Annotated in this window: 16 protein-coding genes; 3 read left to right on the top strand and 13 right to left on the bottom strand. The window is 76.6% G+C overall.

All coding sequences use genetic code 11. The features are described from left to right. The first annotated feature begins 89 nt into the window (after positions 1-89). Positions 90-581: an ANTAR domain-containing protein gene (locus MY520_RS14305; RefSeq protein WP_436692813.1), complete on the top strand. Its 492-nt coding sequence runs from the start codon at positions 90-92 to the stop codon at positions 579-581. A gap of 95 nt (positions 582-676) precedes the next feature. Continuing rightward, positions 677-1,282: a uridine kinase gene (locus MY520_RS14310; RefSeq protein WP_436692815.1), complete on the top strand. Its 606-nt coding sequence runs from the start codon at positions 677-679 to the stop codon at positions 1,280-1,282. On the opposite strand, the gene nudC is transcribed toward MY520_RS14310, so the two are convergent. From nudC to MY520_RS14340, 6 genes are all read right to left on the bottom strand, one after another. Then, a complete protein-coding gene (gene nudC / locus MY520_RS14315; protein ID WP_436692816.1) occupies positions 1,248-2,219 on the bottom strand; it encodes an NAD(+) diphosphatase in 972 nt (323 codons plus the stop codon). The two genes, MY520_RS14310 and nudC, sit on opposite strands and share 35 nt — an antisense overlap. Beyond that, positions 2,216-3,586 carry a M16 family metallopeptidase gene (locus MY520_RS14320; RefSeq protein ID WP_436692818.1) on the bottom strand — a complete coding sequence of 457 codons (1,371 nt, stop codon included), beginning with the start codon at positions 3,584-3,586 and terminating at the stop codon, positions 2,216-2,218. The genes nudC and MY520_RS14320 overlap by 4 nt, the downstream gene beginning before the upstream one ends. Beyond that, positions 3,583-4,893 carry a M16 family metallopeptidase gene (locus MY520_RS14325; RefSeq protein WP_436692820.1) on the bottom strand — a complete coding sequence of 437 codons (1,311 nt, stop codon included), beginning with the start codon at positions 4,891-4,893 and terminating at the stop codon, positions 3,583-3,585. The genes MY520_RS14320 and MY520_RS14325 overlap by 4 nt, the downstream gene beginning before the upstream one ends. A 141-nt stretch (positions 4,894-5,034) precedes the next feature. Further along, the gene (locus MY520_RS14330; RefSeq protein ID WP_436692821.1) at positions 5,035-5,697 is read right to left on the bottom strand and encodes a hypothetical protein; all 663 of its coding nucleotides are present in this window, start codon (positions 5,695-5,697) and stop codon (positions 5,035-5,037) included. 90 nt (positions 5,698-5,787) lie between these two features. Continuing rightward, complete coding sequence (locus MY520_RS14335) at positions 5,788-6,672, bottom strand: DUF2510 domain-containing protein (RefSeq protein WP_436692823.1); 885 nt, start codon at positions 6,670-6,672, stop codon at positions 5,788-5,790. Between the two features lie 35 nt (positions 6,673-6,707). Continuing rightward, positions 6,708-8,129, bottom strand: a complete 1,422-nt coding sequence (locus MY520_RS14340) for a M20/M25/M40 family metallo-hydrolase (RefSeq protein ID WP_436692825.1) — start codon at positions 8,127-8,129, stop codon at positions 6,708-6,710. A 57-nt stretch (positions 8,130-8,186) separates the two neighbouring features. On the opposite strand from MY520_RS14340, the gene MY520_RS14345 reads away from it, so the two are divergent. Continuing rightward, positions 8,187-9,023 (top strand): alpha/beta fold hydrolase, encoded by an 837-nt coding sequence (locus MY520_RS14345; protein ID WP_436692826.1) that lies wholly within the window; start codon positions 8,187-8,189, stop codon positions 9,021-9,023. Positions 9,024-9,026: 3 nt separating this feature from the next. Here MY520_RS14345 and MY520_RS14350 read toward each other — a convergent pair whose 3' ends face one another. From MY520_RS14350 to MY520_RS14380, 7 genes are all read right to left on the bottom strand, one after another. Next, positions 9,027-12,338: an ATP-dependent helicase gene (locus MY520_RS14350; protein WP_436692827.1), complete on the bottom strand. Its 3,312-nt coding sequence runs from the start codon at positions 12,336-12,338 to the stop codon at positions 9,027-9,029. Beyond that, positions 12,335-15,520 carry an ATP-dependent helicase gene (locus MY520_RS14355; RefSeq protein WP_436692829.1) on the bottom strand — a complete coding sequence of 1,062 codons (3,186 nt, stop codon included), beginning with the start codon at positions 15,518-15,520 and terminating at the stop codon, positions 12,335-12,337. The genes MY520_RS14350 and MY520_RS14355 overlap by 4 nt, the downstream gene beginning before the upstream one ends. Positions 15,521-15,581: 61 nt before the next feature. Then, positions 15,582-15,914 (bottom strand): MGMT family protein, encoded by a 333-nt coding sequence (locus tag MY520_RS14360; RefSeq protein WP_436692831.1) that lies wholly within the window; start codon positions 15,912-15,914, stop codon positions 15,582-15,584. Next, on the bottom strand, positions 15,911-16,909 hold the full coding sequence (locus MY520_RS14365; protein ID WP_436692833.1) for a hypothetical protein: 999 nt from the start codon (positions 16,907-16,909) through the stop codon (positions 15,911-15,913). The genes MY520_RS14360 and MY520_RS14365 overlap by 4 nt, the downstream gene beginning before the upstream one ends. Before the next feature lie 90 nt (positions 16,910-16,999). Next, on the bottom strand, positions 17,000-17,584 hold the full coding sequence (locus MY520_RS14370) for a TIGR03086 family metal-binding protein (protein WP_436692835.1): 585 nt from the start codon (positions 17,582-17,584) through the stop codon (positions 17,000-17,002). Positions 17,585-17,708: 124 nt separating this feature from the next. Then, on the bottom strand, positions 17,709-18,869 hold the full coding sequence (gene moeZ / locus MY520_RS14375) for an adenylyltransferase/sulfurtransferase MoeZ (RefSeq protein ID WP_436692837.1): 1,161 nt from the start codon (positions 18,867-18,869) through the stop codon (positions 17,709-17,711). 174 nt (positions 18,870-19,043) lie between these two features. Then, positions 19,044-19,927 (bottom strand): DUF3152 domain-containing protein (locus MY520_RS14380; RefSeq protein WP_436692838.1); only part of this gene is annotated, 884 nt, incomplete at its 5' end.

Consider the following 19,927-nt stretch of genomic DNA (forward strand, 5'->3'; position numbering starts at 1 on the left):
CAGGCATGATCGGGCGCCAGGGACCGCATCCGCGGCCCCCGGAGACCCCGGCCGGCCGGCCGGGCCAGCCCCGCGCGGAGGCCCCCGTCGTGAGTTCGAGCGTCGAGCACGCAGCCTCCGCGGCCGCCTGCCCTGACGACGCGCTCGGGTCGGACGGGCCTGCGGTGATGGTCGTGCGCACCGGCCGTGGGTGGGCGGTGCTCTCCCCCGGCCGCGCCGAGGACGTCGGCGACCTGGTCGAGGGCATGTCGCTGGCCGACCTCGTCGCCGAGGAGGCCGGCGCGCTGGTCGAGCCGGGTCGCACCGCCCGCCGGGCCGCCCGTGGCGCGCCCGGGGAGGCCTCTCCGGACGCCGATCCGCGGGACGCCCGCCTGGCCGCCCTGGAGCGGACGGTGGCCCAGCTGGAGCACGCGCTCGCCGCCCGGGTCGCCACCGAGCGCGCGATCGGCGTGCTCGCCGAGCGGCACGGCACCACGCCCCGCGCGGCCTTCGACCAGCTCCGCGGCGCGGCCCGGTCGCAGGGCCGGCCGGTCGCCGAGCTGGCGCGCGAGGTGCTCGAGGAGCTGGAGAGCCGGTCCTGATCCGTCCGGAGCCGCTCACCCCGGCGGCGCTGGCCGACCGGCTCGCCGCGCTGCTGGCCGGGCTCGCTCCCGAACCGGCGGCGACCGCGCTGCGGGTGGCGGTCGACGGGCCCGACGTCGCCGGACCGGAGGACCTGGCCCGGTCGCTGGCCGAGCGGCTCCCGGCGCTGGGCCGCGCCGCCGTCGTCGTCCCGGCCGGGGGGTTCCTGCGGCCGGCGTCGCTGCGGCTGGAGCACGGGCGCACCGATCCCGACGCCCGCTACACCGACTGGCTCGACGCCGGCGCCCTCGCCCGCGAGGTCCTCGGCCCGGTGGGGTCCGGCGGGTCGGGCGAGTACCTGCCGGTGCTGTGGGACGTCGAACGCGACCGCGCCGCCCGCGCCCGCCCGGAGCCGATGCCGGCCGGCGGGGTGCTGCTGGTGCCCGGCCCGCTGCTGCAGGGGCTCGGGCTGGCCTTCGACGTCGTCGTCCACCTGCGCGTCACCCCGGCCGCCCGGCGGCGGCGCACGCCCGGTGGGCAGGCCTGGGAACTGCCGGCCTTCGACCGCTACGACGCCGAGGTGGACCCGGCGGCGCTGGCGGACGCGGTGGTCCTGGCCGACTCCCCCGACCACCCTGCCCTGGTGCTGCAGGGCCGGTTCGCCCAGCCGCCCGCGCTGCTGGGCTTCAGCCGAGCTCGCCGGCCACCCAGCGGTCGATGATGTGCCGGGCGATGGACACCGCCGGGGGCAGCATCCGCGGACCGGTGCCCGAGCGCAGCTCCTCCCGCGTGAACCAGTGGGCCTCGTCGATCTCGGTGGGGTCCAGCCGCAGTGTCGGGTCACCCTCGACGCGGGCGGTGAAGCCGAGCATGAGCGACTGGGGGAACGGCCAGGGCTGGCTGCCCACGTAGCGGATGTCCCGCACCCGCAGGCCCACCTCCTCGGCGACCTCCCGCGCGACCGCGCCCTCGGCGGACTCCCCCGGCTCGACGAACCCGGCGAGGATCGAGAAGCGCCCGGGCGGCCAGACCGCCTGCCGGCCGAGGACGCATCGGTCGCCGCCGTCGTGGACGAGCATGATCACGGCCGGGTCGGTGCGGGGGAACAGCTCCGCGCCGGTGTGCGGGTCGCGCTGCACCCAGCCGGCCCGCTCGATCGTCGTCGCGGCGCCCGAGAGCGGGCTGAACCGGTTGCGGTCGTGCCACTCGAGGATGCCGATGGCCTGGGCGAGCAGGCCGGCGTCGAGGTCGCCGAGGTCGGCGCCGACGTCGCGCAGGCCGGCCCAGGTGTCGACCGGCCGGCCGGAGACGGTCAGCCGCCGGTCGCCCCGCACCACGGCGTAGGGCACGCCGTCGGCCTCACCGAGGTACACCGCCCCGTCGGGCAGCTCGGGCCGTTCCTCCCAGACCAGCCGCGGGCCGCCCTCCGCCTCGGTGACCGGCACCGTCAGGCGCTCGTCGACGGTGAGCACCAGCACGGCGCGACCGCCGGTGGGGTCGGGCAGCGCGCGGGCCAGGTGGCCGCGGTCGTGCGCGGACCGGGACAGCACCGGGATCGGGCCGGGCGCCGACGGCGCGCTCTCGGGCCAGGAGATCCGCGCCGGGTCGTCGGCGGGCGGGTTGTCGGCCGGGGTGCTGCCGCCGGCCGGGACCGTCACGGGGCCACCTCGTCCACCGGCGCGGCGGAGGCCTGGACGTCGACCGGACCGAGCGCGCGCAGCTCGTCGGCCACCCGCGCGGCGTCGCCGACGACGACGGCGGTCAGCCCGATCGGCTGCAGATAGCGGCGGGCCGCCGCCTGCACCTGCTCCACCGTCACCTCGGCCAGCGCGCGCTGGTGCTCGGCGAGCCACCCGGGCGCCAGGCCAGCGCCGACCAGCGCGGACAGCGTGCTGGCCAGCCCGGCGTGCGTGGCCGTGGCCAGCGCCATGCTGCCGAGCACGTACCGGCGCGCGCCGTCGAGCTCCTCGGCGGTGACCGGCGTCAACGCCATCCGGCCCAGCTCGTACCAGGTCTCCAGGAGCGCCGGCGCGGTGACCTCGGTGGCGACGTCGGCCTCGACGAGGAACGAGGAGGCGGCGGCCAGGTGGTCGACCGAACTGCGCGGGCTGTAGCTGTACCCGCGCCGCTCGCGGATGTTCTCCACAAGCCGCGAGGAGAAGTAGCCGCCGTAGACCATGTTGGCCAGCCGGACCGCCGGCAGGTCGGGGTCGGTGCGGCTGGGCGCGGGGCCGCCGAGCCGGAGGTTGGACTGCACCGCCCCCGGCCGGTCGACGACCTCCAGGTGGCCGGGCGCCAGCTGCGGCGCCGGCGGGGCGGCCACCGCCGTCCCCTCCCCGGTCCAGCCGGCCAGCGCGGTGCCGACGGCGTCGACGGCGGCGGCCGGGTCCAGGTCTCCGACGAGGACCAGTGTGCTGCCGGCCGGCAGCACCCGGTCCCGGTGCAGCTTGCGCAGCGCCTGGCTGCGCACGGCGCCGACGAGGTCGACCGACGGCAGCTGCTCGGCGTACGGGTGCGTGCCGTAGCGCCGCGCGGCCAGCGCGGTGCGGGCGATGACCCCGGGCTGGGAGCGGGCGATGGCGATCCGCTCGGCGACGCGGGCGCGCTCGGCCTCCACCAGGTCGGCCGGGTAGGTGGCGCTGGTGAGCACCTCGGCGAGCACGCCGAGCACGGGGGCGAGGCCCTCGGCCAGCAGCGTCGTCGAGAACAGCAGCCGGTCGGGGTCGGTCGAGACCGACAGCTCGCCCCCGTGGGCCTGCACCTGCTGGGCGATGCCGGTCGCGTCGTGCGCGCTGGTGCCGAGCAGGACGGCGCCGGAGAGCACGGACGCCCGGGCGGTGTGCTGGGCGGCCGCGCGGGCGGTGGCCGCGGCGAAGGGCACCCGCAGCCGCAGCTCGACCAGCGGGACGCCGGGCCGCGGGACGACGACCAGCCGCAGTCCGCTGGGCAGGGCCGCCTCGGTGACGGCCAGCTCCGGCTGCGGGCGGGGCTCGCCCAGCGGCGGGATCAGGTCAGGGGCGGTCACCGTCGTCCTCCCGTGGCACGCAGTTCCAGCACCGCGGCGGTGCCGGGGTCCAGGCCCCGGGCTGCGGCCTGGACGAGATCCGGCGTGACTGCGGCCAGCCGGGCGGCGAGCTCGCCGGCCAGCTCGGCGCGGCCGTGGACCAGCTCGGCGGTGGCGAAGGCCAGGGTCCGGCCGAGCACCGAGTCCGCCTGGCGGAGCAGCTGGGCCTCGGTGCGGGCCTGGACGCGGGCCAGCTCCTCGGCTCCGACGCCGTCCTTGGCGATCCGGCCGACCTCGTCGTGGACGGCGGCGAGCACCTGCTCCGCGGTCACCGCCGCCGGGTGGTGCACCTGGGTGGTGAGCAGGGTGGCGTCCCGGACGTCGAACGGGTCGCCGAACAGTCCGACGTAGCTGCTCTGCGCGACGGCGAGCTGGTCGTCGTGCACCAGCCGGCGCTCCAGGCGGGAGGCGTCGCCCTCGCTGAGCAGCTCGGCCAGCAGCACGGTGCCGAGATAGGTGTCCAGGTCACCGACCGGGTCGGGCACCCGCCAGCCGATCGCGACGGCGGGGGCCGGGGCCAGCCGGTCCTCGACCACGCCGGTCCGGGCCGTCGCCGGCGAGGGCTCGCCGGTGGCCGGCGTCGGCGGCACCTCGCGCGCCTCGATCGGGCCGAACCAGCGGCGCACCAGGCGCTCGGTCTCCTCGACGTCGAGGTCCCCGCCCAGGCACAGGACCGCGTTGCCCGGCGCGTAGTAGCGGTGGAAGAAGTCGGCGGCGTCGTCGACCGTGGAGGACTCCAGGTCGACGAACGAGCCGTAGCCGTCGTGAGTGTTGGCGAAACTCTCGAAAGCGATCTGCGGCAGCTGCAGCCACGGGAACGCGCCGTAGGGCCGGTTGAGCACGTTGACCCGGATCTCCTCCTTCACCACGTCGATCTGGTTGCGGAGGTTCTCCTCGGTGATGGCCGGCGCCGCCATGCGGTCGGCCTCGAGGAAGAGCGCGCGCTCCAGCGCCTCGGCCGGCAGCGCCTCGTAGTAGTTCGTGTAGTCCTGGTGGGTCGAGCCGTTGAAGGTGCCCCCGGCGGCCTGCACCAGGCGGGCGTGCTCCATCTTGGGCACGTTGGCCGAGCCCTGGAACATGAGGTGCTCGAAGAGGTGGGCGAATCCGGTGCGGCCCTCGGGCTCGTTGCGCATCCCGACGTCGTAGGAGACGGTCACGGCGACCACCGGCACGCTGCGGTCGGGCGCGAGCACGACCCGCAGGCCGTTCTCCAGGCGGAAACGCTCCACCGGGTGCCGGAGGGTGAGGTCGGCCCCAGCTGCTGTCACGTCCCGACACTAACCGGGCCCGGGGACCTGCCGTCGTGCGGTCGACCCTCCGGCGTCGCGGCGGCGTCCCGGCGCCGCGCGACCGCCGGACCCGGTCGGGCCCGGCGATCGCCGCGGGGAGGGACGGCGGAGCGGGCGGCGTCAGTCGTCGCCGCCGCGGCCGCGGCCACGCCCGCGACCCGAGTCGTCACCGGGGCCGTCGTCGGAGCCGTGCCCACCGCCGACCCGGCCGGCGGAGTCGTCACCGGGGCCGTCGTCCGATCCGTGCCCGCCGCCGACCCGGCCGTCCGAGTCGTCGTACCCGCGCCCGGTCGTCGGCGCCGACGGCGCCGACGGCGCGGTGGTGGCCGGGGAGTCGTCGCCGCCGCGGCCGTCGTCGCGCGGTCCCTCGACGGAGAACTGCGGCGTCCCGTCCACGCAGGTGACCTTCACCTCGAGCTTCTGGGAGCCGTTCTCGAACTCCACCTCGCCGGGGCGCGGAGAGTCGTCCAGCCACCACCCGGGTGCCGGAGCGCCCGCGTAGGAGAGCGCGCCGCCGTCGCAGGTGGCGGTGACCGTGCCGGCGACGGTCACCTGCTCTCCCCCCGAGGAGGCCGGCGGCGCCGGCGCCGGGGCGCTCGACGACGGGTCGCTCGACGACGAACTGCTCGACGACGGGGCGGACGGCTGGCTCGAGGTGGCCGAGGCCGGCCGGGTGTCGGGTGCGGCGTCTGCGTCGACGACCGCGACGGAGAGCAGACCGAGGCCGACGGCTGCCGCCGCCGACGCGGTCCAGAGGACTCGGGGAGCGAGGGTTCGTGTCATGGCGCAGACGATGTCGCCGGCCTGGTCAAGGCCCCGCTAAGGGAACGTCAAGGGCCGGTGCGGATCCGTGCGCGGCGCCGGGAGGAGCGATCAGAGCACCTCGACGCCGTCGACGACCTGGTCGATCACGCCGTACAGCTCCGCGTGGGTGTTCGGGATGGACACGTAGAGCAGCGCCGGCGCCGGACGGCCGACGTCGACGAGCAGCAGGGCGGCCCGCTCTCCCGTCGCGTCGTAGCCCTCGACGTCCCACGACAGGTCGAACTCGAGCAGGTGCGCCCGGGCGCCGTCGACCGTGCGGGCCTCGTCGCGCAGCACCCGCCGCTCGTTGGGCCGCGGGTAGTAGTTGACCCGCACGCTGTCGGCGACCTGGGCGACGGTGCCCTGCAGGCTGTCCGGACCGGCGTACCCGAACCCGGACGCCAGCGGCCCCGAGGTGCACTGGGCGATGAAGGTCCCGCCGTCCGGCGTGAGGTCCTGCGTGGTGAAGAACTGCCCGGCGACCGAGGTCGTCTCGAAGACCGTGCCGAGGCTGTACTCGTACCAGCCCTCGAGGTGCGGGTAGGCGATGCCGGCCTGCTCGTCGACGATCCGGACGGTGCCCGGCGGGAAGGTCGGCCCGGGCGGCGTCGTGGCACCGGGGCCCGCGGCCCCGGCGGCGTCCTCCAGCGGAGCCGAGGGGCGGCCGACCAGCAGCGCGATGACGACGACCAGCACGAGGCCGAGGACCGACAGGCCGACCACCCACGCGGTGCGCCGCCCGGACGGGGACGGCGCGGAGGGCTCCGGCGCGGTCTCCGGCGCGGCGGGAACGGCGGGCGACGCCGGGGGCGCCTGCACCCGCACACCGGGGCCGACCGGTGTGGTGACGTCGGACCACGTCGCGCCGTCCCACCAGCGCACCATGCCGGGGGTGCCGTCCGGGTCGGGGTACCAGCCCGGCGGTGCGCCTCCCGTCTCTCCTGCTGCCGTCACGCCTGCACCCTAGGACGGCGAGGCCGCCGGCCCGGTCAGCGCCGGGCGGGGAACGGCACGGCGGCCAGCTCCCGCCACAGGTGCGCCGCCGCCTCCGCGCCGCGGTACAGCATCGGCAGGAGCACCCGCTCGTTCGGCGAGTGGATGCGGTCGGTGGGCAGCCCGGCGCCGAGGAACAGCAGCGGCGCCCCGAGGGCGTCGACCAGGTCCGCTTCCGGTCCGCTGCCGCCCTCGCGGGTGAAGAGGACGTCGCCGGGATCCCGGTCGAAGGCGCGCCCTATCGCGGCGATCAGGGTCGCCATCGCCGGGGAGTCGAGGTCGCTGGCGCACGGCGAGACACCGCCGGCCGGGACGTGCAAGTCGGCCTCGATGCCCTCGGGGGTGTGGGCCGCGACCCAGGCGCGGACCTGGTCGCCCAGGTCGGCCGGGTGCTGGTCGGCGACCAGCCGGAAGGTGATCTTCGCGTGCGCCTCGGCCGGGATGATCGTCTTGTGGCCGGGGCCGGTGTAGCCGCCCCACATGCCGTTGACCTCGGCGGTGGGCCGGGCACCGATCCGCTCCAGCGTGCTGAACCCGGCCTCGCCGGCGGCCACGCGGGACGCCGCGGGCCCGGCCAGCCAGGCCTGCTCGTCGAACGGCACCCGGGCCATCAGCTCCCGCTCGCGGTCGGTGAGCGGCCGCACCTTCTCGTAGAAGCCGGGCAGGGTCACCCGGCCCTGGTCGTCGTGCAGGCCGGCGATCAGCGTCGCCATCGCGTGCAGCGGGTTGGGGACGCCACCCCCGAAGGAGCCCGAGTGCAGGTCGACGGCGGGTCCGCGCAGCGTGATCTCGGCGTCGGCCAGCCCGCGCATCGCGACCACCGCGCTCGGCACGTCCGGCGCCGCCATCCCGGTGTCACTGACGACGACGACGTCGCAGGCCAGCCGGTCGGCCTGCGCGCGCAGCAGGTCGGCGAAGTGCGGGGAGCCGGACTCCTCCTCGCCCTCGATCAGCAGCTTGACGGTGACCGCCGGGGTGTCCCGGCCGGTCGCGGCGAGGTGGGCGCGGATGCCGAGGAGGTGGAAGGCGACGTTGCCCTTGTCGTCGATCGCGCCACGCGCGTGCAGCTCGGGACCGTCGGGGCCCTCGACCCGCGTGGGCTCGAACGGCGGGTGCTGCCACAGCTCCAGGGGGTCGACCGGCTGGACGTCGTGGTGCCCGTAGACCAGGGCCACCGGAGCGCCCGGTTCCGCCGCGGGCCACTCCGCGAAGACCGCGGGTGCCCCGGGGGTCGGCCAGACCTCGACGGCCGGGAACCCGGTGCGGCGCAGCGCGCCGGCCAGCCACTCGGCGCTGGCCGCGACGTCAGCGGCGTGCACCGGGTCGGCGGAGATGGAGGGGATGCGCAGCCAGGCGTCGAGGTCGGCGTGCAGGTCGTCGAGGTGCGCGGTGACGAAGTCGCGTTCGGGGCTGCTCACGGGCGCCGACGCTAGCGCCGGGCGCGGTGGCACCCGTGCGCGGCTACCGTCGCGGTCATGGCGGGACAGCTGCTGCGGGTGGACGTCGGCGACCTCACCTTCGACGTCCGGGCCGACGGGCCCGACGACGGCCGGCCGGTGCTGCTGCTGCACGGGTTCCCCGAGACGTCGCTGTCGTGGGCGGCGGTCACCCCACGGCTGACCGAGGCGGGGCTGCGCACCTACGCCGTCGACCAGCTCGGCTACTCGCCGGGCGCACGGCCGGCCGAGGTCGGCGCCTACGCGCTGCCGAACCTGGCCCAGGTGACCGCGGACCTCATGACCGCGATGGACGTGCCCCGCGCCGACCTCGTCGGGCACGACTGGGGCGCCAACGTCGCCTGGGCGCTCGCCGCCTGGCACCCCGACCGGGTGCGCTCGCTCACCGCGGTCTCCGTGCCGCACCCGACGGCGTTCACCGCGGCCTGGCGCTCGGACCCCGAGCAGCAGGAGCGGTCGGCCTACATCCGGCTGTTCTGGCAGGAGGACAAGGCCGAGGAGGTGCTGCTGGCCGACGGCGCCCGGCGGCTGCGGCGCATGTTCGGCGGCGACGTCCCGGCCGAGGCGGTCGACGAGTACGTGGCGGTGCTGTCGGCGCCGGGCGCCCTCACCGCGGCGCTGAACTGGTACCGCGCGATGAGCTCGGGCGCCCCGGTGGAGCACGTGGCGGTGCCGACGACCTTCGTGTGGAGCGACGCCGACGTCGCGGTCGGCCGGACGGCCGCCGACGGGTGCGCCGGCTGCGTCACCGGCGACTACCGGTTCGTCGAGCTCCCCGAGGTGAGCCACTGGATCCCCGAGCAGGCGCCCGACGCGCTGGCCGCCGCGATCCTCGACCGGGTCGCCTCGAGCTGAGGCTCAGCGGCTGGTTCCGGTGACCAGCCCGAGCAGGCCGGCCTCGTCGAGCAGGTCGACCGGGCGGACGGTGACCCCGGCCGCGACGTGGTGGAAGCCGGCGCTGACCCGCTCCACCGGGACGCCGGTCAGCCGCGCCCAGCCCAGCCGGTAGGCCGCCAGCTGCACCCCCGCCGCGGCCAGCTCCGCGCCCGACGGCGGCGGGCCGGTCTTCCAGTCGACGACCTCGAAGCCGCCGTCGGCGTCGGCGAACACCGCGTCGATCCGGCCGCGCAGGGTCAGCGGGCCCAGCGGCGTCTCGAACGGCACCTCGACCTCGACCGGCTGCCGGTCGGCCCACTCGCTGGCGAGGAACGCCTCCTGCAGCTCGGCCAGCGCGCTGTCGGGGGCGGCGAACTCGTCGCCGGAGCCGGGCAGGTCGTCGAGGTCGACCAGCCGGGCGGCGCCGAACCGCTCCTCCAGCCAGGTGTGGAAGGCGGTGCCGCGGCGGGCCTGGGGGGCCGGTGCCGCAGGCATCGGGCGGCGCAGCCGGCGGGCCAGCTCGGCCGGGTCGCGGCGGAGGGTGACCAGAGCCGACACCGACAGGTGCGAGGGCAGCGGGACGTCGACCGTCGGGCGGGCCGCAGCCGCCCGCTCGCGCAGCAGCAGGTCGGCGTCGCGCACCCACTGGTCGACCAGCGGGTCGGGCTCACCGAGCCGCAGGTCGGGGTCGAGGGGGTGCGGAGCGGCACCCGCGACCAGCTCGGCCGCCGCGGTCAGGGCACGGCGGCGTCCGGACGAGAGCGGGTCGGCCGGCCACACGCCGACCGGCCACTCGGCGAGCGCCGGGTTCTCCGCACCCTCCTCCGGGGCCGGCGCCCACTGGACGACCGTGCCGGCCCCGGCCTCGCAGGCCTCGCGGACGGTGTGCAGCAGGGACGACGGCCCGCACGGGTTCACCCCGTCGCGCCACCAGCTCCCCGAGCAGAGCAGCAGGTGCCGGGCGCGGGTGACGGCGACGTAGCCGAGCCGGATCTCCTCGCCGGTGCCGAAGGCCTTCCAGTCCTCGACGTACTGCTCGAGGGCCTCCTTGACCACCGCCTGGTCGCCCGAGCCGGGCACCGGCAGCCGGAGCCGGGGCAGTTCCTCGCGGTCGACGGTGCGCAGGTCGGCCGGGACGGCGCCGGGGTCCTTGATCCAGGAGTCGCTCGCGCCGGGCTTGGCCGGGAACTGGTCGACGGTCATGCCCGGGACGGCGACGACGTCCCACTCCAGGCCCTTGGCCGAGTGCCCGGTGAGCAGCTGGACCGCCTCGGGGTTGACGGTGACCTCCCCGGGTTCCAGACCGCGCTCCCGCTCCTCCGCGTCGCGCAGGTAGCCGAGGAAGGCCGGCAGCGAGGGCAGCTCGGCGAGCTCGGTGAACTGCGCGGCGACGGTGTGCAGCGCATCGAGGTGCGCGCGGGCGCCGGCCGGGCTGACCTCGGGCGCGCTGGCCAGCTCCGTCTCCAGGCCGAGGGTGCGGGCGACCTCGTCGACCAGGTCGGGCAGCGGCTCCCCCAGCCGGCCGCGCAGGTGGGCCAGCTCCGCCCCCAGCCGCCGCAGCCGCCGGTACCCCTCGGCCGAGTAGGCGTCGGCGTCCCCGAGGTCGTCGAGCGCCTCGACGATGCTGCCCCGCTCCTGCGGCGCCTCGGCCGCGCCCCCCTCGCTCTCGCGGGCGGGGCGGCGGGAGTGCACGAGCGTGCGGGCGCGGGCCTCCAGGGCGGCGAGGTCACGGGGGCCGATCCGCCAGCGGGCGCCGGTCACGAGCCGGCCGAGCGCGTCGCCGGCGGTCGGGTCGACGAGCACGGTGAGGGTGGCGACGACGTCGGAGACCTCGGGCACCTCGAGCAGCCCGCCGAGGCCGACGACCTCGACCGGCAGGTCGCGCGCCCGCAGCGCGGCGGCGATCCCGGGGAGCTGCTTGCGGGTGCGGGCCAGCACCGCGACGGTCGGCGGACGGCCGTCGGGGCGGCGGCCGACCACCGGGTCGGTGCCGTGCCAGCAGGCGGCCAGCCGGTCGGCGAGCGCGGCGGTCTCCTCGGCGACGGTGCCGTAGAGGCCCACGCCGACCGACCCCCGCGCGGCCGTGGGTGACGGTGCGAGGTCCGGCAGCGGCACGTCCGGCGGGGGCAGCATCGCCGAGACGGCGTTCGCGACGGCCAGCACCGACTCGTCGTTGCGCCAGCTGGTGGCCAGCGTGAGCCGCTCGGCACGGCGGTCGCGGACCCCCGGGAAGGTGCGGGTGAACCGCTCGATGGTGCCGGCGGACGCGCCGCGCCAGCCGTAGATGGACTGGCGGGGGTCGCCGACGGCGAGCACCGGGTGACCGGTCTCCCCACCGAACAGCGCCTCGAGCATGCGCAGCTGGCCGACGCTGGTGTCCTGGTACTCGTCGAGCAGGACCACCTGCCAGCGGGCCCGCTCGCGGCGGCCCACCTCGGCCGAGCTGACCGCGATCCGCGCGGCGTGGGCCACCTGGTCGGCGTAGTCGATCGCCCCGGCGGCGCGCTTGCGGGCCTCGAAGGCCTCGACCAGCGGCAGCAGCGCCACCCGTGCCCGCTGCCGGGCGAGCACGTCCAGCACGTCCTTGTAGGGGCCCTTCTTGCGCGGCGCGTCCGGGTAGCCGGCGACCTGCGCCTCGAGCCGGGCGGTCCAGGCACGCAGCGCGGCCGGTGTGACGTCGTGCTCGCCCATCTCCGCGGCGAGGGCGAGCACGTCCTCGACCGTGGTGAGCAGCGAGAGCGGGACGTCCTCCATGTCGCCGGTGTAGGCGGCCACCACCTGGGCCGCCTGGCCCCAGCACATCGCCGGGCCGAGCACCCCGGCGCCGGGCTCGACGCCGATCCGCAGGCCGTGCTCGGCCACCAGCGCGGCTGCGTAGCCGTGGTAGGTGGCGACCGTGGGCTGCGCGACCTCCAGCCGCGCGCGCAGCTCCTGGTCGGTGTCGCGGTGCCGGGCCAGCGCGCCGAGCCGCAGCTGGACGCGCTCGTTGAGCTCGCTGGCCGCCTTGCGGGTGAAGGTCAGGCCGAGGACGGCCTCGGGCTCCACGACCCGGTTGGCGATCAGCCAGGCGACCCGGGCCGCCATCGTCTCCGTCTTGCCCGAGCCCGCGCCGGCGACCACCACCAGCGGCCGGTCGGCGGGGGCGGCGACCACCCGGGCCTGCTCCTCCGACGGTGCGTAGGACAGCCCGCACCGGAGGGCCACCTCGGCCGGCGTCAGCAGCCGCCGGGGGGCCGGCTCGGACGCGGTCTCCTCGCCGAAGAGGTCGTCGAAGGACAGCTGCTCGGCGGTCACGCGGTCACCTGGCGGCCGCGCTCGTGCATCGGGCAGCTGCGGCGGGCCGGGCAGCGCTGGCAGTGCGGGCCGGTGCGCACCTCGAACGCGCCGCCGCCCATCCCCTCCGCCACCGCGGTGATCAACTCCCCGGCCACCGTCTGCTCCAGCGGCACGTCGGCCGGCAGCGGCTCCTGGTGCTGCTCCTTGGCCTTGGCGCCGCTGCCGACCTGCAGCAGGGCGGCGCCACCGGGGACGGTGCCGTGGGCGGCGAAGCCGCCGGCGGAGACGGCGACCTGGTAGGCGGCCAGCTGCCCGTGCTCCTCGACGTTGCGGGCCACCGTCCTGCCGGTCTTGAGGTCGACGACGACCAGCCGGCCCTCGGCGTCGCGCTCCAGCCGGTCGACCTGGCCGCGCAGTCGCGCGCGGCCGACGACGACGTCGAAGTCCTCCTCCGCCGCCACCAGCTCCCGCCGGTTGGCCCCGTGCCAGTGGAGGAACCGCTCGAGCATCTGCTGGGCCGTGGCGCGCTGGCGCTGGTCGGACCAGCCCGGACCGAGGTCGAGCCGGTCGAGCTCGACCGCCAGCTCGTCGGGTGCCTCGGCCGGGGGCAGCCCCTCGGCGACCCGCTGGGCCACGGCGTGCACCGCCGAGCCGACGGTGCGGGTGGCGTCCGGGGAGGCCTCCGCGCCGACCGCCCCGAGCACCCAGCGCAGGGGGCAGCGCTGGAAGGTCTCGATCGCCGAGGGCCGCACCCGGACCGTCGCCTCGGCGGGCACGAGCGGGGCGTCGTCGGAGAGGGGGGCCAGGCCCCACCAGTGCCGGGACGCCGCGCCGGGCACGCCCTCGTCGGCCAGCCGGCGGAGCACCGCCGCGGCGGCGGACCGGCGGGCGGCCGGGGTGTGCGGGTCGGTCACCGCCCGCCGCAGCTCGGCCACGAGGGCGGGCAGGGTCAGCGAGCGGGGCAGCTCGGTGAGCGGGCGGCCGTCCTCCGGCGGCGGGACGACCAGGTCGAGGAAGCGGGAGGCGGTGGCGCCGGCCTCCGCGCCGTCGAGGGCGCCCTGCACGGCGGTGACCACCAGCCGGCTCCGGGCCCGGGTGCAGGCCACGTAGAACAGCCGCCGCTCCTCGGCCAGCGCGAGCGTGCGCCGGTCCACCGCGGCCCCGTCGATGCCGGCCGCGCGCTCCACCAGTGCCTCGGTGCCGAGGAGGGACCCACGATCCCGGAGGTCGGGCCACACCCCCTCCTGCACGCCGGCCACGCAGACGACGTCCCACTCCAGGCCCTTGGACGCGTGGGCGGTGAGCAGCCGGACGGTCTCGTCGGTGGCCGCCCGCGCGGCGCCGGTGTCACCGGGCAGCTCCTGTGCCGACAGGTGCGCGACGAAGGCCCGGACGTCGGCCGAGGGCAGCCGGTCGACGAAGCCGGCGGCGGCGTCGAACAGCGCGACGACGGCGTCCAGGTCGCGGTCGGCGACGGCGCCGGAGGGGCCACCGCCGGCACTGGCCCGCGCCCACCGGCCGGCCAGCCCGCTGCGCTGCCACATCGCCCACAGCACGTCCTCGGCGGTGCCGTCGGAGGTCAGCGCCACCCGGCCGGCGGCCAGCACGCCGGCGACCCGGAGGGCCGGGCGGGCCACGTGCTCGTCCAGCGTGTCGAGCAGCAGCTCGTCGGTCAGCGCGACCGCCAGCGGGGTGCCGCGCTCGGCGGCGTCCACGCCCTGCTCGGCCAGCGCGATGCGGACCGCGCGGCGCAGCCGGCGCAGGTCGAGCACCGTGGCGCCGCCCAGCGGGGAGGCCAGCAGCGCCTCGGCCGCAGGCTCGTCGAGCCCCGCGGGCTCCCCGTCGTCGCCGGGGAGCAGCGCGGCGAGGGCGCCCAGGAACGGGGCGACGGCCGGCTGCGCGGCCAGCGGCAGGTCGTCAGCGGAGATCGCCGCGGGGACCCCGGCCGAGGTCAGCGCACGGCGCAGCGGCCCCAGCGCGGCCGCCGTCCGGACGACGACGGCCATCCGCGACCACGGCACCCGGTCGAGCAGGTGGGCGCGGCGCAGCACGTCGGCGAGGTAGGCGGCCTCGACGGCGGCCGCCCCGAAGACGTGCACCTCCGCGGCGCCGTCGTCGGTGCCCTCGACCGGGCGCAGCCCGCGGTGCTCCCAGGGCCCGGGCAGCCCCTCGGCCACCTTCCGGCTGATCCGCAGCAGCTCCGCGCCGGAGCGCCGGCACACGCCGAGGGAGAGCCGGTCGGCACGGCGGCCGTCGGCGTGCCGGAACCGCTCGGGGAACTCGACGATGCCGCGCGGCTCGGCTCCGCGGAAGGCGTAGATGGCCTGGTCGGGGTCGCCGACGGCGACGAGGTCCCCGCCGCCGCCGGCGAGCAGCTCGAGCAGCTCCACCTGGGCGGGGTCGGTGTCCTGGTACTCGTCGACGAACAGCCAGCGGGCCCGCTCGCGCTCCTGGCGCAGCAGCTCGGGGTCACCGGCCAGCTCGGCGATGGCCTCGCGGACCAGCTCGGCCGGGTCGTACCCGGAGGCGTCACCGCGGCCGGCGGTGGCGAACGCCGTCACGGCCTCGTACTGCTCCTGGAAGGCCGCCGCGTGCACCCAGGCCTCGTGCCCCAGCTCCCGGCCCCACGCGGCCATCTGGTCGGCGTCCACGCCGCGCTCGGTGGCGCGCAGCAGCAGCTCGCGCAGCTCCGTGCGGAAGCCGGCGGTGGCCAGCGCCGGGCCGAGGGACGGCGGCCAGCGGACCGCACCCTCCTCCTCGACGTCGCCGCGCAGCAGCGAGGCGACGACGGCGTCCTGCTCGGCGGCGGTCAGCAGCCGGGGCGGCGGCTCACCGCGCAGCAGGGCGGCCCGGCGCAGCACGCCGTACGCGTACGAGTGGAAGGTGCGGGCCAGCGGCTCGCGGATGGTGCGGGCCACGCGGGCCGTGATGCGGGTGCGCAGCTCGGCCGCGGCCTTCCGGCTGAAGGTGAGCACGAGGATCTGCTCGGGGTCGACGCCGCGGTCGATGCGCGCGGCGACCGCCTCGACGATCGTCGTCGTCTTTCCGGTGCCGGGGCCGGCCAGCACCAGCAGCGGCCCGCCGGCGTGGTCGACGACGGCCTGCTGCGTGGGGTCCAGCCGGGGTGGCGCCAGGGGTGCCGGGTCGGTCTGCACGAGCCGGTAGACCGGCGCACCGTCCGCCCCCCGCAGTGCCGCCACCCCTCGATGACACCACGGGTGACCGACAGGCTCGGAACAGGTGGGGCGCGTGTGGTGGAAATCAGGGCCAGCCGACGGCGGCCAGGTCGACCCGGCCGTCGCGCACCGGGACGCCCTCGGTGGCCAGCAGCTCGAGCTGGCGGACGCGCACGGGCTCGGCGACCGAGCCGTCGGCGCGCACGACGCGGTACCAGGGGACCGCTCCCCCGCCCTGCGACAGCGCCCGCGCCACCCGGCGGGGCCCGACGCCGACCAGCCGGCCGATGGCGCCGTACGTGCTCACCCGGCCGGGCGGGATGCGCTCGACGGCGTCGAACACCGCCTCGTCGACGTCCTCCGGATGCGCGGAGGCGCCCGGGGACGACTGTCCTCCGGGCGCCTCCGGCGAGGTCACAGCTGGTAGTCGCTGTTCGCGGTCCACCACGTGTAGAGGGCGCCGAGGTCGGCCTGGGTCGTTCCCGGGGCGCTGACCAGACCCTCGACGAGCGCGTTGTCGTCGGTCCAGAGGATGTTGACCGCCCCCTCCTCCGTATCGATCCAGCAGGCGGCGAGGCCGGCGTTGGACGAGGTGGTCCAGGCCTGGATCCCGGGCCCGGTGCTGCAGTCCTGCCCCTCGGGGAGCTCGGCGAGGCCGAGGGGGGTGACGTCGGTGAAGAACACCGTCTCCATCGCCTGCTGGTCCGGGTACAGCCAGAACCCGCCGGCGGCGGGGCCCGGCTGGGTGGCACTCGGGCCGCACACCGCGTGCGCGGTGGCGCCGTCGGAGCCGGGGTCGTCCTCGGCGCAGCCGGTCATCTCCGTCGGCAGGATCGCGAGCAGGTCACCGCCGGGCGCCGGGGCGTTCGACGGGGCGGAGCTGCTCGTCGACGAGCTGGACGAGCTGGACGACGACGAGCTGAACGACGAGCTCGCGGAGGTGGAGCTGCTCGCGGCGGTGTCGGTGTCGTCGTCGCCGCCCAGGGTGAAGAAGAGGATGGCGGCGACCGCGATGGCGGCGACCAGGGCGGCGGCGACCCCGATGACCAGACCCCGCTTGCCCTTGCCCGGCTGCTGGCCCGGCTGGCCGTACTGACCCGGCTGGCCGTAGGCGCCCGGCTGGCCGTACTGCTCCGGCTGCCCGTAGGGACCGGGCTGCCCCGGCTGGCCGTACGGGCCCGGCTGGCCGTAGGGGCCCGGCTGGCCGTACGGGCCCGGCTGGCCGTAGGGGCCGGGCTGCTGCCCCGGCTGGCCGTACGGACCGGGCTGCGGGCCCGGCTGGCCGCCCTGTGGCTGTCCCCAGCCGCCCTGCCCCGGCTGGCCGCCCTGTGGCTGTCCCCAGCCGCCCTGCCCGGGTGGCTGCCCCGGCCCGCCGGGGCCGTAGGGATCCTGGCCCGAAGGGGGCTGACTCATCGATGACACCTCTCCTGCTGGGAAACGAGCGCACGCAGACTAGAGCGCCCGGTGCCCGTCCAGCGGGAAACCGCGGGTGCCGGGCGCGGCTCAGCCCCGGCGGCCGAGGCGGGCCAGCAGCCGGCTCTGCGGCGAGGCGGTGGGCGGCACGTCCAGCGGCGGGGCGAACAGCCCCGGCACGCCGTCGGCCGGCAGCCGCCCGGCGACGACCAGGCCCGCGGTGACCAGCACGGGGTCCAGGTCGGCGTCCCCGCCCGTGGCGCGGGCGAGATCCCAGGAGTGCACGGTCAGGTCGGCGGTCAGCTCCTCGATGTAGACGGCCGCGGACGTCGGCCCGCGGGACAGGTGCACCGTGTGCAGCAGGGCGCGGTCCGCGGCGAACGCGGTGAGCGCGGCGTCGGCGGCGGTCTCCCAGCCGGCCAGCGGATCGTCCCCGAGCAGGTCCTGGGTCGCGTCCGGGAACCGGCCGTCGATCAGGTCGTGCGGCTCGCCGGCCAGCAGCGGCGGCACCCAGAGCGCCTCGTCGACCAGGTGGGCCACGAGGTCGGCGACGGTCCACCCCGGCAGGGCCGGGTCCTCCCACTGATCGGGCTTGACCGCGTCGACCCGGTCGGTGAACGAGGCCTGCGCCCGCTGGTAGAGCTCGAGCAGTTCTGCAGCCGAGAAGTCGGACACGCAGTCAGTAGACAGCGCGAGGGCCCGGGCCGCCCCAGCGGGGGGACGACCCGGGCCCTGCGAGGTGGTGCAACGGCCCGCTGCGGGGTCCCGCCGCGGAGCTCGCGAGCAGCGGGGTCCTCGCTCAGTAGGTGGGCAGCGCCTTGTCGATCCGCGTGGCCCACGCCGTCACGCCGCCCTGGACGTGGACGGCGTCGGAGAAGCCGGCGTTCTTGATCGCGGCGAGCACCTCGGCGGAGCGGACGCCGGTCTTGCAGTGCAGCACGATCGGCTTGTCCTGGGGCAGCTGCGACAGCGCCCGGCCGGAGAGGATCTCGTCCTTGGGGATGAGCGTCGCGCCCGGGATCGAGACGATCTCGTACTCGTTCGGCTCACGGACGTCGATCAGCTCGAAGTCCTTGCCGGCATCCATCATGTCCTTGAGCTCGTCGACGGTGATCGTCGAGCCGGCGGCGGCCTCCTGGGCCTCGACCGACACGACGCCGCAGAAGGTCTCGTAGTCGATGAGCCCGGTGATCGGCTCGGCCTCCGGGTCCTTGCGCACCTTGATGGTGCGGAAGGTCATCTCCAGGGCGTCGTAGACCATGAGCCGGCCGAGCAGCGTCTCGCCGATGCCGGTGAGCAGCTTGACCGCCTCGGTGGCCTGGATGGCGCCGATCGTCGCGCAGAGCACGCCGAGCACGCCGCCCTCGGCGCAGCTGGGCACCATGCCGGGCGGCGGGGGCACCGGGTAGAGGTCGCGGTAGTTGGGGCCGTGCTCGTTCCAGAAGACCGAGACCTGGCCGTCGAAGCGGTAGATCGAGCCCCACACGTAGGGCTTGTTGAGCAGCACGCACGCGTCGTTGACCAGGTAGCGCGTGGCGAAGTTGTCGGTGCCGTCGACGATGAGGTCGTACTGGCTGAAGATCTCCATCACGTTGTCGCTGTCCAGCCGCGTCTCGTGCAGCCGGACGTCGACCAGCGGGTTGATCTCCTTGATCGAGTCCCGCGCGCTCTCGGCCTTGGACCGGCCGACGTCGGACTGTCCGTGGATGATCTGGCGCTGCAGGTTGGACTCGTCGACGGTGTCGAACTCGACGATGCCCAGCGTGCCGACACCGGCCGCGGCCAGGTACATGAGCACGGGCGAGCCGAGACCGCCGGCACCGACGGCCAGCACCTTGGCGTTCTTCAGCCGCTTCTGCCCGTCCATCCCGACGTCCGGGATGATCAGGTGCCGGCTGTACCGGCGGACCTCGTCGATCGAGAGCTCGTCGGCAGGCTCCACCAGGGGTGGCAGGGACACAGGTTGCTCCTCAGTTCCTCGACAGCGACCCGCGTGGGGTCGACGTTCGACGGAGCAACACCCTGACACGCGCCCCTGATTCCCGAGCCGGGCGGTCCTCCTCGGGCATCGGTGTGCGCTGACGCGCAGTTCCGTCGCCAGGAACTGCGCCCCAGCGCACACCGTCGGCCCGCGTCAGGGATACGGCCAGGCGTTCTTGGCGCAGCCGTCGAGGCCGAGGGTCTGCTGCTGCATGACCGGCGCGAGCTGGCCGATCCCGGGGCAGCTGCGGTGCCCGTTGCCGAGCGCGTGCCCGACCTCGTGGTTGACCACGTACTGGCGGTAGGTCGGGACGTCGCCCTGGTAGTCGGGGACGGCGGTCTCCCAGCGGGCCAGGTTGATGACCGCGCGGTCGCCGTAGCGGCAGGAGGTGTAGCCGCCGGTGCCGACCCCGGGGCAGTAGGTCTCCATGTTCAGCGGGCTGATCAGGGTGACCTTGAACTCGTAGGTGCCCGCCGCGGCCTCGTCGACGCCGACCCGCTGGAACGACATCCGTCCGCCGTTGCCCCACGACCGGGGATCGCCGAGCGTGGCCTCGACAGCGCCGGCGAAGGCGGCGGCGTCCACGCCGATGCCGTCCTCCACCTCGACCACGAAGCGGTGCAGGGGGCCGCTGCCGTACACGGCGGAGTTGCCCGGCACGACGCTCACGGTGCCCGCCCCCTGCTGCACGAAGGTCGGCGACCCCTGCGGCGGCGGACCGGTCTCGGTGGGTGCGGCGTCGATCTCGGCCGACGCCGGGGACTCCGCCGCGGCGGGCGGGGTGCTCGCCGGGGTGGTCGGGGGCGCGGACGAGGCGGCGGTGCCCGTCGTCGTCGTGGGGGTCGTCGGGTCGAGGCCGACGACCAGGTCGACCAGGGTGAGCACGGTGGCCAGGGTCAACAGCGGGATGGCGTAGGCCCGCCATCCCCACCGGGTGAGGAACCGGCGCAGCCGGCCGCGCGGCCGGCTGCGGAGCGCCGGCGCGGCCGGCGGACGGCGGACCCCCGGCTCCCGGGTGGCGACGGCGCCGCGCGCCG

The sequence above is a fragment of the Geodermatophilus sp. CPCC 205506 genome, from assembly GCF_051383635.1.
Taxonomy (GTDB): Bacteria; Actinomycetota; Actinomycetes; order Mycobacteriales; family Geodermatophilaceae; genus Geodermatophilus.